This is a genomic window from Romboutsia sp. Marseille-P6047 (assembly GCF_900604535.1).
Taxonomy (GTDB): Bacteria; Bacillota; Clostridia; order Peptostreptococcales; family Peptostreptococcaceae; genus Romboutsia_E.
In genome coordinates this window covers 39,385-52,770 of the sequence record NZ_UWOT01000006.1, presented here as the reverse complement: position 1 = coordinate 52,770, position 13,386 = coordinate 39,385, and the positions used below count along the sequence as shown (strand labels likewise).

Genomic DNA, 13,386 nt, shown 5'->3' with positions numbered 1-13,386 from the left:
CCAAACAAGGTCTGTACTTACTCTAAATAATCCACCAGAATAAAAAATATTAATTACTTCTATATTATTTGCTAAGTCTGTATTTAAAATGACATTATAATCATCAACTTTAAATACAGTATCATTACCAGTAGGCTCATCCAGAGATACATAAAATATAGGTCCATATCATGAACTAATTTGTTGAATATAAACCATAAAATATTTTTCTATAAGATTATAATTATTAAACATATCATCTAGATTAGACTTGGCTGGATCAGTTATATTTATAATCATAATTATTCTCCTTATGTTTTGACATATAAGTATTTTACCAAATGAAAGTAATTTTTAACCTAATAAAAAATGAACTTGTTCTTAAGCGAAATATAGTAAGAAGTAGTGTAATATAAAAGTTTTTATAAGAATATATTATTACATACAAAGTTAAGTTAAATAAGTGAGGATTTTTATATGTGGAAGAATATACTTGTCATTACAGGTAGCCCAAGGAAAAAGGGCAATAGTGATCTAGTTGCAGATGCATTTATATCAGGTGCTAGAAAAGTTGGTCATATTGTAAAAAAAGAGCAAGCAGCTTTTCTTAATATAAAACCATGTCAATCATGTAGACAATGTTTTCAAAATAAAAAAGCATTTTGTATGGATGATGATTTTAATAAAATAGCACCATTAATAGAAGATGCAGATATAGTAGTATTTTCAACTCCACTTTATTGGTTTTCATTTCCATCACAACTTAAAATGTTAATAGATAAGTTTTATCCATTTTCTATAGGGAAAAGAAGTTTAAAAGGGAAAGAATGCGCAATATTAGTATGTGGAGAAGACATTAATGATAGTGCTTTTGATGGTATATTGGACTCATATGATTTAATAGTTGATTATTTAAATTGGATGGATATAGGAAAGCTATATTTTAAGGGATTAAATGAAAAAGGTGATATAAAAAATACTGAAGGTTTAAAAAATAGCTGAAGAATTTGGAATGAGTGTATAATTTATATAGTAAACGTATATTTATTTAAATTAATTATTAAAAGTTGATTTAATCCTATGTTTAGACAATTTTCGCACCGATGTTATGATAAAATTGTAATGAGTTATGAATAAAATAATAAGTAACAATATTAAAGAGGGAGAATTGTCATTTAGGGAGAAGTCAAATATGCATTTATTTAGATTGAAGGGTTTATTAGCTTTATGTTTATTAATTTGGATAATTACAAGAATTATAATATTAATGAATAAAAGTAAAAATAAGATTAGAATTAGAATATGGGAAGAAGTTTTGACAAGTATATTTACAATATATATATTTATACTTGTAAGAATTACTATTTCACATATACATACTGGAGTAAATATATTAATTTATCACCATTTATCATATATTTATGTATAAAGTATGAAAATAGAAGAAGTTTAAAAAAGTCTATTTCAACATCTTTTCTAATATCATTCACAATAGAACTAAGTAAGTTAGTTATTAATATTTTGTATATATCAAATTTAAAAATCTTTTATCCAGAAGATTTAATACTAAATATACTAGGTGGATCTATAGGTTGGTTTGCTTTTAATATTTTATATAAGGAAAAATAAAGAATATAATAGAGAGAGTATATATAAATGAAAAAAAACCTATTATTAATGCTTAGATATAATTAAATACCTAAATATAAACAAAATGGTTAACAAGTTAACTATTTTAAAGGAGGGTATATGCAAGATTATATTATTGAGATGGCACAGATAATAAAAAACTTAACTGAAGGCATTGGAGAAGAAGAACTTAAAATTTTCACTAAAGTTTTATAGAAATGAGTAGTAATTTTATAAAAGAAGGAGAAATATAAATATGTTATTTTCATTGTTAATATATACTATAGCAGGACTTGCAAGACTTTCTGCAGCTGTTATAATAACACCAATGATTACTACAATTTTAGGATTTAATGCATATGAAGCAATAGGAATAGCATTAGTTAGTGATGTGCTAGCATCAGCCGTATCAGCATATACTTATTATAAGAATAAAAATATAGATATAAAAAATGGCATAGTTATGCTTGTAACTACACTAATATTTACAGCAATAGGTAGTTACCTAGCCTCACTAGTCCCTCAAAAAAACATTAGGTAATTTTTCTATATATATGACATTACTTTTAGGTATAAAATTTATAGTTAAACCAGTTATAAAAGCAGACATAGTTGAAGAAATTATCTATATCATCAGAAAATGTTAGTATAAAAGTGGATATTAAAAATAAAAAATATATAAAATCAGCAATATCAGGATGTATAGTAGGATTTATTTGTGGATTTATAGGTGCTGATGGAGGAATGATGATGTTAATCATCTTAACTAGTATCTTAGGGTCTAATTTAAAACAGCTGTAGGCACAAGTGTGTTCATAATGTCGTTTACTGCATTTACAGGAGCCGCTAGCCATATGGTTATTTGAGGATTAGGTGATAGTATAGCTCTTATAACTTGTGTAATAGCTACTTTACTTGGTGTATGGGTAACATCTAAGTTTGCTAATAAAGCTACTCAAGAAAAACTTAATAGTGTAACGGGAATAGTTTTAGTAGTATTAGGTATATTAATGTTAGGAATAAAATTCTTTGGATAAAAAATAGCCTTGTATATTTTTACAAGGCTATTTTGTCGTTTTAATAAATAATGAATAATAAGTAACTGTTATTACTAGATATATTAACCAAGCAGTTTTATATCCATAAGATGTATCTGCTATTAATCCAGATAAAAATGGTCCAATAGAAGCACCTATTGTCATAAACATATTAGCTATACCGAATATAACAGAGTAGTTATCATCAGAAAAAATTTTACTCACACCAAATGCTGGCCAAATAGAAGATATACACATAGTCATTCCATAGAATATTGCAAACAAATAAGCAAATATAGGTTTATTAGCAATAAGTAAAAATATTATACTTATAATAGTTATGATACCAAGACCAGTTAATACTTTTCTAGTTTTAAATTTATCAAATAATATTCCTCCAATTATATTTGCAATAAGTCCAACTACTGCTAAAATTGAACCTATATTAGCATTGAAATTAAGTGGATAACCTAAAATAGATAAGTAAGATTGTATATGTTGCTTAATTCCAGCAAAACTTATTCCCATTAAAAAAAGTCCTATTGTAAAAGACCAAAAACTTGGAGTTTGAGATATCTCTTTAAAATTTAAATTTTTATTATTTAAATTATCATCATAATCATTTCCTAATTCTTTAGCCTTTATATAAGCATGAGAAGGTCTTCTTGCTATAAATAAACTAATTATAAGAGATACTACTAAAACGACTGATCCTAATAATAGGTAAACTAATCTATAATTATAATTTTCTAATATTCTAGATACAAATTGCATCCAAAAAAATGTACCTGTACCAATTCCAGCAAAAACTATACCCATTATAGAACCTTTTTTATGAGGTTCAAACCAATCAGATATCATTGTAGAAATTGGTATTGTTGTTAATCCACATACTCCTATAGAAACAATTATCCCAATAAGATAAAAGTTAAATATACTATTGGCAAAACCGTATAATATATATCCACCTCCTGCTAATAGAGAAGATAGAGTCATTATAATTTTTATATTAACTTTATTTAGTAAAGTACCAATTACTGGTGAACATATAGAAATTGTTATGGCATTAATTGTAAATAAAAAAGAGTATTCACTTATAGTAAATCCTCGAGCATGTGTAACTGGAGCTATAAGTATAGTACTTACACTATTGATTATACTAAAAGTAGTCGCCATTAATATAAATCCTGATACTTCAATTACATATTTATAATTACTATTATTATTAGTCATAGAATTCTTCCTTTCAAAAATAACTTATGTATATTTATAATTCCCCAAGCTTAATAAAAAATGTAAAATATAAAATTTGATTATTGGAAAATATATATTTGTGTAAAAAATAAGCAATAGGAGTGAGAACATGACAAATATCACACTAAAAGATATACAAGATGCAAAAAAAGTTATACAAGGTATTGTAAAAAAGACTGATATACTAGAAAGTGTAAAACTAAGCAATATGACAAATGCTAATATTTATTATAAATGCGAAAATTTACAAAAAACTGGTTCATTTAAATTAAGAGGTGCCTGTAATAAAATAGCTAATTTAACAGAAGAAGAAAAAGCCAATGGAGTTATAGCATCAAGCGCTGGAAACCATGCTCAAGGTGTAGCATTAGGTGCAACAATGAATGGGATTGATGCAACAATAGTAATGCCATCAACTGCGCCACTTGCAAAAGTAACAGCAACTAAAGGATACGGAGCAAAAGTTGTTTTAGATGGATTAGTATATGATGATGCTTATGCAAAGGCTGTTGAAATACAAAAAGAAACTGGAGCAACATTTTTACATCCATTTAATGATAAATATGTCATAGCTGGTCAAGGTACCATAGGACTTGAAATATTTGAACAATTGGATTATAAAGTTGATACTATAATATGTCCAATTGGAGGTGGCGGTCTTATTTCAGGAGTAGCTATAGCTAGTAAAGCTCTTAATCCTAATGTTAAAATAATAGGGGTACAAACAGCAAATATACCTTCTATGCATGAATCCATAAAACATGGAAAAGTAACTACTGCTTTCAAATCAACATCAATTGCAGATGGTATATCAGTTAAGACTGTAGGAGATATTACTTTTGAAATAGCAAAAGATTTAGTAGACGAAGTTATATTAGTAGAAGAAGATGAAATATCACAAGCACTATTATTTTTAATGGAAAATCAAAAGGTAATTGCAGAAGGATCTGGAGCTGTAACAACTGCTGCAATACTGAGTGGTAAGTATAAACCTAAAGAAAATGAAAATGTAGTATGTATAATATCTGGTGGTAATATAGATGTTAATACTCTTCAAAAGATAATTTCTATTGGACTTACTAAAAGTGGTAGAAGATATTCATTTGAAACTGCTATACAAGATAGACCTGGTGGATTAGCAGAGCTAAGTAAAATAATAAGTGCCCTTGATGGTAATATAATTACAGCAAATTTATCTTCAACAGGAGATATAGGTAAGTTAAATGCTAAAATGACAATAGAAACATTTAATCATGAACATATAGCTAAAATAAAAAAAGCTATAAAAGATGCTGGATTTGAAATAATGTAAATTTCAATAATATAAATTTAGGTTATTGAATATAGTATTAAGAGCAATCATAATTTTTATGTATTGCTCTTTTTATATTTAATAAAAGAATTAAAAAAGAATAATAAATAAGTAACAATAAATAAGGAGGGATAGTAAAATGAAAAACTTAAAACTAGACCATGATGAAATGACTTTATTAAAGGAAATAGTACATAAATATAGTAAAGAATCAGAAGATAAATACTATAGACTTATAAATACATCTATAACTGAAGAAGAGAACAAAACACATGCTACAGAGAAAAAAATACTAGATAAATTAATAAGTAAATTAGATAAAAAGTAATAAAAAAGGATTCTCCTTTTAGAGAATTCTTTTTTATTACTTTTTATCATGTTTACAATATAAATAATATTTATAAAAAATACAGAAATTAAAATAATAATAACATACTTTGAAACTATGTTATTATATATTAAAAGTACAATAAAGTTTGGAAAGAGGGAATAAAGATGGAAAAAGCAAATATAAATTGGGGTGAACTAGGTTTTAATTACCAAAAAGTAGATAAAATATATGTATCTTATTGGAAAGATGGTAAATGGGATGAAGGATCACTTCAAGATGATGATAAAATATCTATAAGTGTAAGTGCTACATCTCTTCACTATGGACAACAATGTTTTGAAGGACTAAAAGCATATACAACTAAATCTGGAAATATACAGTTATTTAGACCAGATATGAATGCTAAAAGACTACAAAATAGCTGTAAAAGAATATTAATGCCGGAAGTTCCTATAGATAAGTTTATAGATGCATGTCTTAAAGTTGTAGAAGCTAATGAGAAATATGTTCCACCTTATGGGACTGGAGCAACGTTTTATTTAAGACCATTTGTTATAGGTACAGGTGATAATATAGGAGCAGGACCAGCGCCAGAATACATATTCTGTGTATTTGGTATACCTGTAGGTCCTTATTTTAAGGGTGGATTTAATCCGGTAAAAATGACTACTGCTAAATTTGATAGAGCAGCGCCTTATGGAACTGGTGGAGTAAAAGTAGGAGGAAATTATGCTTGTGGAATGCTACCTCATCAAATAGCTGTAAATGATGGATTCGCAGATTGCATATATCTAGATCCAGAAACTCACACAACTATTGAAGAAGCTGGAACATCTAACTTCTTTGGTATAACTAAAGATAATAAATTTATAACGCCAGATTCACCATCAATTCTACCAAGTATAACTAGAAATTCATTACTTACAGTAGCTAGAGATTATTTAGGAATGGAAGCTATAGAAGGTGAAATAAAAATAGATGATATAGATATGTTTGAAGAGGTTGGAGCTTGTGGAACGGCAGCTGTTATAACACCAATAGGAAGTATAACTTATAATGGTAAAAAGCGTATATTCCATAGTGAAGAAGAGGCCGGACCAAAGATTACTAAATTATATAATACTTTATATGGAATACAATTTGGAGATATTGAAGCACCAGAAGGATGGATAGTAAAATTACAAAAACAATGTGCTAAGTAATAAATTTATTAAACTAAAAGATGCTAAAATATTTTAGCATCTTTTTTGTTTTAAATATTAAATTATTTGGTATAATATGTAATAATAATATTAATATAGGAGAAAATTTTATGTTAGAAGCGGGAATAAAAGCACCAGATTTTAAACTACAAGATAAAGAAGGAAACTTAATAAGTTTATCAGATTTTAAAAATAAAAAAGTAGTACTATATTTTTATCCAAGAGATAATACTCCAGGATGTACTAAGCAAGCTTGTTCATTTAGAGATAATTATGATGAATTTAAAAATAAGGATGTAGTAGTAATAGGTATTAGTAAAGACAGTATAAAATCTCATGAAAAGTTTGCAACTAAGCATGAGTTACCATTTATTTTATTATCAGATCCAGAACTTGAAGCTATAAAAGAATATGATGTATGGAAAGAAAAAAAACTATATGGAAAAGTAAGTATGGGAGTAGTAAGAACAACATATATAATTGATGAAAACGGAATTATAGAAAAAGTTTATGATAAGGTTAAAACAGATAAAAATGTAAGTGAAATACTTGAATATCTAAGATAATGTAAAAAATGTAGTTACTTATATAAAAATAAGTAACTACATTTTTTTATTTTAAAGATTCTAATGCTTTATCATAATTAGGTTCTTCAGTTATTTCATTTAAATATTCTATATAAGTTATTTTATTATTTTCGTCTACAACAAATACGGCTCTAGATAAAAGACCTAATTCATTTATGTAAACGCCATATTTTTTACCAAAATCTCTATATTTATAATCAGATAAAGTTTTCACTTTATCAATACCAGCACCACCGCACCATCTACCTTGAGCAAATGGTAAGTCCATAGATATAGTGTATATAGTTACATTATTAAGCTTGCTTGCTTCAGTGTTAAACTTTCTAACCTCAGTATCACATACTGGAGTATCTAATGATGGAACTGTTAAAAAAACTTTTTTACCTTTTGTATCATTTAATTTAAAATCATTTAAATCATTATCAGTAACTGTAAAGTCAGGAGCAGTATCTCCTACCTTAACTTGTGTACCATGTAATGTTAGTGGTGAACCTTGAAATGTAACCTTCATGTATTTATACCTCCTATTATTTAATACCATACTATTATTCCTATTTTATATATTTTTTATTTCTTAAATATATTATCAAAGTTAAAATTCTTATTAGAAGCACAAGATAATAAAAATGAAATACTATTTATATGATAATTAAAAATAGAGTTGTAACAAGTAGTATTTTCTTTAGATGGATTTTTTTCTAATAAATATAATCCATGAGTATGATGAAGTATTTGCTCACAAATATAAAAATATAAGTGAATTTGTTTTAAATCGATATCTCCATTTGAGTAAGTTACTTCATCTATAAGTTGAGTATAGTAATTTTCTAGGTTATAAAACTCATTTTTGTATTTAGAGTATGATGAAAAATCTTTTTTTTCTAACATAGTGTAAACTAAAGAAATACAATCATCATGCGTTAAATTGAACGAATTAAATAAATACTTTAAATATTTTTTACGGCTTATACCATAATTAACTAACAACGCAATTAAAATACCTACCATAGTATCAAATGTACGCATTATAGAATAGTGCAGTGGATTACTTTTACCAATACCTATAATAATTGCAGCAAAAGTAACTGAAGCTATTCCTGCTGAATCTGAAATCCCAATTAATGTACAAAGATGTATTATAAAAATAACTCCAAGTGAAGAACTAATAATGTTGCTTTTTATGAATAAAGCAAATGCATATCCGACTAAACCACCTAATAAAGTTCCGATAATTCTAGAGTATGCTTCTGAAACAGAACTTTTCATTGTATTCTTTATAGAAAATATACATACGGAAACAGTGTACACTGGTGTTTCTATAATTCCATACTTTCCTGCTAATGTAGCCAGAAATACTGCTATTCCAGTTTTAATAGTCCTTAATCCAATCTTTTTCATAAAAGGCCTCTCTAAAATTTGATAATATATGCTTTAATTACAGTAAAAGTAGCTCATTAAATAAAGACCTATCTCTTTAATTTAGAGATAGGTCTTTATTTATTTACATATAAAAGTATCGCAACATGCATTATTTAAATTAATATGAACACTAGTAGCTGTACAAATATAATCACTATTATAAGTACATTTTTTTGCTTTACATTTTATATCACTAGATGTAGTAAAAGTATTACTAGTATTATTGCTAAAACTTCTATTAGAATCCTCAGGTGTAAAAGTAGCACAAGTAGTATTTTTTGTAGATGTTGCATCACTTCCTAATATTTCTATGCTGCCTGCATAACAAGTTCCTGATGTATTATAAACACAATTATGTACTGAACAATTTAAAGTCATAATATTTACCTCCATAAATTAATCTATACTTTATTATTTCTAAAAAATTTTCCAATTATACTATAAAATATGTATATATATATTACTATATAGATATATACATATTTTATAGGAGGGAATATATGAATATATTGCAAAACAAAAATTTAATAGTAGAATCTAACTGTTCTGGTGCAGAAATTACTAGAATATATTCTAAAAAAAGTAAAAGGGATATATTATGGTGTGGTGATAATACATATTGGGGAAGACGCTCACCAATATTATTTCCTATAGTAGGAAGATTAAAGGATAATAAGACAATTATTGAGGATAATATATATTATATGAATCAGCATGGGTTTGCAAGAGATATGAACTTTAAAATAATTGAAGAAAGTGAAAATTCTATATCATATCAGTTAATTTCAAGTAATGAAACCAAATCTATGTATCCTTATTCATTTGAATTAACAATTAAATATACCTTAATTGATTCTACTATAGAAGTAGAGTGGACAGTTAATAATAGTGACACTAAAGATATATACTTCTCAATAGGTGCACATCCTGCATTTAATATTCCTATGAGTGATAATGAAGCTATTGAAGACTATTATCTAAAATTAATATGTAGAGATGGAGTAGAAAATATTACTCTAAATGGTCCATATTATGAAACTATAAAAAATATAGATAATATAGACATTATAAATTTAAATCCAAATCTATTTAAAAACGATGCTTTAATTTATACTAACATAGATAAAGTCTCTATTTTTAATAAGGAAAATAAAGAGTGCTTAAATGTGGAACTTAAAGAATTTCCATTAGTAGGTATATGGAGTCCTTTTAATGATGGTAGTATTGCTCCATTTATTTGTATAGAACCTTGGTATGGTTTAGCTGATAATATTAATACTGACTACCAATTTAATAAAAAAGCATTCATAAATAAATTAGAAGTTAATAAAATACTTAATACTTCTTATAAAATAAATATTTTCTAATAAAATAAAAGACACCTACTGCAATATAAGTAGTAGGTGTCTTTTATTTTATCTCTTTAATTCTATTACATTTTCAACAAGTACTTTACATCTTCCACAGCATGAACCAGCTCCTGTTATATCTGCAACCTCATCTGTAGTATTAGCTCCATTTTTAACAGCATCAACAACTGATTCTAATGAAACTCCTTTACATCCACATACAGATGCTAATATCTTTTCTATTTCATCTGCACATCTACCACATCCTGTAGCAGCACCAGTTGCTTCTTTAATTTCATCAAGAGTACGAGCACCCTTAACCATTGCCATTCTAATATCTAAATAACTAACTTTTTTACAGTGACATATTATTTTATCTGCAGCCATATCTAACTTCTCCCTTATATATAAATTATAATGTAATATTATGATTATAATATTACATTATAATTTATTCCCAATCAATGCTTTTTAAAACATTTTTTGACAAATTAGAATTGTAGTATTTCATTAAATATTTTTATAGCAAAGGCATCTGTCATAGATGAAACATAATCAACTATAGACTGATAGTAATCATCTTTATTTTCTAAATTGTATATTTTTTTATTATTATATTTTTTACCTCTTTGATTATCTTTATAATTAGTACTATATTTTATAAGCCACTTAGAAAAACTATCACATAAATTAGGATATATATCACAGTGTTCATCTAGCTTTTTTAATGTATTTATACCATCATACATAGAATCTATAGTTTCTAAAATTGTATTTATAACTAACTCAACATATTTTTGAAAATTGCTAAGCCTACTGTGATAATATATATTTTTATAGCAAAAAGCTTTTATACTATCCATAAATTCAAAATAATCATTTGATAAAGTGATTCCATCTTTAATACTACTATTTTCACATAAATTTGTTACTAAATTATGTACTATAACAGTATTATTTATTTTATTAAAATCAGGTATATTAAACTTCTCAGTTATGCTATTTAATTCTTTTATTTGATTTTGAGTTAATATTTTAAGTCTAAGAGCGTCCTCAATATCTCTTCCTAAATAAGATATTTTATCAGATATTTTAACAACGCAACCTTCCCAAGTATATGGAGAAACTTGTCCAGGTTTAGATATTAAGTTTAAATCTATTTTATTTTCTCTTGGAAATAAAGGCTTTGATTTTACCTCACCACAATGACATATAATACCATCCCTAACTGCATAGGTTAAATCTAAATTTATTTCTTCATCAATTTGAGTGGGCAAAGTTTCGATTACATCAGCAAAACGCAAACTATTTTTTTCATGCCAAAATTTGTAATTAAGCTTCTTACTAGTAAAGTTACTTAAAACTCTTTCACCATCATGACCAAAAGGTGGGTGACCTATATCATGACCAATAGATATAGCCATTGTAAGTTCTGTATTTAATCCAAGATAGTTTGCAATAGAATAACTAACAGATGACACATGTCCAACATGCTCCATTCTAGTACAGATATGATCGTTATTAGTGGCAAAAAATACCTGGGTCTTATGCTTAAGTCTTCTATAAGAATTAGAGTGAAGTATTCTGTTATAATCTCTATTAAATTCACTTCTAATATCATTATTACGCTTGTATATTAGGTCATCTCTAAATATACAAGCACTGTATTTATCATTATTTTCTTGAATAGCTACATTTTCAAATTTTCTTTTCCCCATAAAAGCTCCCCTAAATAAAGTATTATTCAATAAAATTATATCAGCAGTTATAATTTTATTTTTATTGTAGTAATATTTATGTATTAATTACACATAAAGGTATAAGTGAACCTAAATCTAATAAATCCTCATTACTTAATGAAAGTATGTTTTTACTTTTACTGCTTACAAATTCTAAAATTTTATCATAGTCAGGATGATTTTTTATATTACCAAAGAATGCTATTATATCTTTAGATATTAATCCACTACATCCTCCTATAAATCCGTAATTTAAATCAAATAATTGGATATGTCCTTTTTCTATTAATAAACAATCTATATTATATTTTCTTACAGAATTATATATACCTTCATCTGAAGTTATTATAGAATTATCATCAACTATACATATAGAGCATTTACAATATCCTTGATTAACATTTATTTTAATAAAATTATTATCATCTAAATATTGTAATATTTTACTATCTGTATAATTAAAATTATGTATAGCAATATTCCCTAATATAGCTACATTATATTGAATATTGTTAGGATATTTATTGCTTATAATTGAGTTTCCTTTTATTACATTAAAGCCATATTTTTTTAGTTCCTTATTATAAAAATCATATACGTTAGGTGCTACTACTATATTATTATCGTTTAACTTACATACAGTTATATCAGGATGATGCTTTATAGCATTATATGTTTCTTCACATGAAGGTGTTTTTATTATATTTATATTCATTTCTTTTAATTTATTTTCCATATTCATTGGAATTCTTTTATCTACTATACCTAATAATAAATTGTCTTCAAGAATAAATGATTTTTTTACAAATTTCATATTTAATCTCCTTAATTTTGTTATTACATATATTATTATAAATTATATTTAATTAAAACTATAAATTATATTTAATTTATGATATATTATAATTTCCTAAAGACATAAAAATAGACAATGGAAGGAATTATATATGGAACCAATAAGATTACACCCTAATGAATTTAAATTAACTAATTTTATAAATTATTATAAAGATAACTATGATGAATTACTTTCTGAATATCCTAACTATGTATCTAGAATATGTTTAATAGATAAGGATTATATGGATGTAGTTACTTTTGATGAAGATTATGAAGAATTAAGTGATGCAAATGATTATGAAGAGTTATTATTAAGTGAGCAGTATGCACTTCATTTTGTAATAGGTAAAACTACTGAAAATCAAGAATCAGTTGAATTTATAGATGGTAAGACACAAGGATTAAAGCATTACATTGATGATGTATATGAAGAAGATGTAGTAAAAGATATCGGAGATCTTAATTTAGATTTAGATCACTTAATAGGATTACTATTTGATATTGAAGAAGATGACCTTATTATAAGTGTTGTTAACTTTGAACACGGTGGAGAAATGTCTACACCGAGAATAATAGAAGTAGATGATTGTGGAGATTTAGATGAAACTATAAAAAACTTCATAAATAGATTTATGTAAAAAAAAGACTATCTCAGTAAAATATAACATTAAATGAGATAGTCTTTTTTTACTTTTTGAAGTTATACAA

General features: G+C 25.8%; 17 protein-coding genes. 10 read left to right on the top strand and 7 right to left on the bottom strand.

Going from position 1 to position 13,386, the window contains the following annotated elements:
- Positions 1-456: 456 nt before the first annotated feature.
- The 4 genes from EIH23_RS07830 to EIH23_RS16875 all read left to right on the top strand — a co-directional run bounded on the left by EIH23_RS07830 (position 457) and on the right by EIH23_RS16875 (position 2,409).
- The gene (locus tag EIH23_RS07830) at positions 457-981 is read left to right on the top strand and encodes a flavodoxin family protein (protein ID WP_122639688.1); all 525 of its coding nucleotides are present in this window, start codon (positions 457-459) and stop codon (positions 979-981) included.
- Positions 982-1,281: 300 nt separating this feature from the next.
- Positions 1,282-1,608: a VanZ family protein gene (locus EIH23_RS17180; RefSeq protein WP_122639687.1), complete on the top strand. Its 327-nt coding sequence runs from the start codon at positions 1,282-1,284 to the stop codon at positions 1,606-1,608.
- A gap of 256 nt (positions 1,609-1,864) precedes the next feature.
- Positions 1,865-2,149, top strand: a complete 285-nt coding sequence (locus tag EIH23_RS16880) for a sulfite exporter TauE/SafE family protein (RefSeq protein WP_330566197.1) — start codon at positions 1,865-1,867, stop codon at positions 2,147-2,149.
- 71 nt (positions 2,150-2,220) lie between these two features.
- Positions 2,221-2,409, top strand: coding sequence for a hypothetical protein (locus EIH23_RS16875; protein WP_330566196.1), 189 nt, complete (start codon positions 2,221-2,223; stop codon positions 2,407-2,409).
- A 263-nt stretch (positions 2,410-2,672) separates the two neighbouring features.
- Here EIH23_RS16875 and EIH23_RS07815 read toward each other — a convergent pair whose 3' ends face one another.
- Positions 2,673-3,878, bottom strand: a complete 1,206-nt coding sequence (locus EIH23_RS07815) for an MFS transporter (protein ID WP_122639685.1) — start codon at positions 3,876-3,878, stop codon at positions 2,673-2,675.
- Between the two features lie 130 nt (positions 3,879-4,008).
- On the opposite strand from EIH23_RS07815, the gene ilvA reads away from it, so the two are divergent.
- From ilvA to bcp, 4 genes are all read left to right on the top strand, one after another.
- The gene (gene ilvA / locus EIH23_RS07810) at positions 4,009-5,211 is read left to right on the top strand and encodes a threonine ammonia-lyase (RefSeq protein ID WP_122639684.1); all 1,203 of its coding nucleotides are present in this window, start codon (positions 4,009-4,011) and stop codon (positions 5,209-5,211) included.
- 139 nt (positions 5,212-5,350) lie between these two features.
- A complete protein-coding gene (locus EIH23_RS07805) occupies positions 5,351-5,539 on the top strand; it encodes a hypothetical protein (protein ID WP_122639683.1) in 189 nt (62 codons plus the stop codon).
- A gap of 167 nt (positions 5,540-5,706) precedes the next feature.
- Positions 5,707-6,744: a branched-chain amino acid aminotransferase gene (locus EIH23_RS07800; RefSeq protein WP_122639681.1), complete on the top strand. Its 1,038-nt coding sequence runs from the start codon at positions 5,707-5,709 to the stop codon at positions 6,742-6,744.
- Positions 6,745-6,854: 110 nt separating this feature from the next.
- Positions 6,855-7,310 (top strand): thioredoxin-dependent thiol peroxidase, encoded by a 456-nt coding sequence (gene bcp, locus EIH23_RS07795; RefSeq protein ID WP_122639680.1) that lies wholly within the window; start codon positions 6,855-6,857, stop codon positions 7,308-7,310.
- Positions 7,311-7,356: 46 nt separating this feature from the next.
- Here bcp and tpx read toward each other — a convergent pair whose 3' ends face one another.
- The 3 genes from tpx to EIH23_RS07780 form a co-directional block, all read right to left on the bottom strand.
- Positions 7,357-7,842 carry a thiol peroxidase gene (tpx, locus tag EIH23_RS07790; protein WP_122639679.1) on the bottom strand — a complete coding sequence of 162 codons (486 nt, stop codon included), beginning with the start codon at positions 7,840-7,842 and terminating at the stop codon, positions 7,357-7,359.
- Positions 7,843-7,898: 56 nt separating this feature from the next.
- Positions 7,899-8,729, bottom strand: a complete 831-nt coding sequence (locus tag EIH23_RS07785; protein WP_122639677.1) for an FUSC family protein — start codon at positions 8,727-8,729, stop codon at positions 7,899-7,901.
- A 99-nt stretch (positions 8,730-8,828) separates the two neighbouring features.
- On the bottom strand, positions 8,829-9,128 hold the full coding sequence (locus EIH23_RS07780) for a DUF1540 domain-containing protein (protein ID WP_164489015.1): 300 nt from the start codon (positions 9,126-9,128) through the stop codon (positions 8,829-8,831).
- A gap of 122 nt (positions 9,129-9,250) precedes the next feature.
- Between EIH23_RS07780 and EIH23_RS07775 the strand changes: the two genes are divergently transcribed.
- Positions 9,251-10,117, top strand: a complete 867-nt coding sequence (locus tag EIH23_RS07775) for an aldose 1-epimerase family protein (RefSeq protein ID WP_122639673.1) — start codon at positions 9,251-9,253, stop codon at positions 10,115-10,117.
- A gap of 48 nt (positions 10,118-10,165) precedes the next feature.
- Here EIH23_RS07775 and EIH23_RS07770 read toward each other — a convergent pair whose 3' ends face one another.
- The 3 genes from EIH23_RS07770 to EIH23_RS07760 all read right to left on the bottom strand — a co-directional run bounded on the left by EIH23_RS07770 (position 10,166) and on the right by EIH23_RS07760 (position 12,652).
- Complete coding sequence (locus EIH23_RS07770; protein WP_122639671.1) at positions 10,166-10,486, bottom strand: (2Fe-2S)-binding protein; 321 nt, start codon at positions 10,484-10,486, stop codon at positions 10,166-10,168.
- A 104-nt stretch (positions 10,487-10,590) separates the two neighbouring features.
- Positions 10,591-11,817, bottom strand: coding sequence for a deoxyguanosinetriphosphate triphosphohydrolase family protein (locus tag EIH23_RS07765; protein WP_122639669.1), 1,227 nt, complete (start codon positions 11,815-11,817; stop codon positions 10,591-10,593).
- 76 nt (positions 11,818-11,893) lie between these two features.
- On the bottom strand, positions 11,894-12,652 hold the full coding sequence (locus EIH23_RS07760; protein WP_122639668.1) for a DUF6873 family GME fold protein: 759 nt from the start codon (positions 12,650-12,652) through the stop codon (positions 11,894-11,896).
- 133 nt (positions 12,653-12,785) lie between these two features.
- On the opposite strand from EIH23_RS07760, the gene EIH23_RS07755 reads away from it, so the two are divergent.
- The gene (locus EIH23_RS07755; RefSeq protein ID WP_122639666.1) at positions 12,786-13,316 is read left to right on the top strand and encodes a hypothetical protein; all 531 of its coding nucleotides are present in this window, start codon (positions 12,786-12,788) and stop codon (positions 13,314-13,316) included.
- The last annotated feature ends 70 nt before the right edge of the window (positions 13,317-13,386 follow it).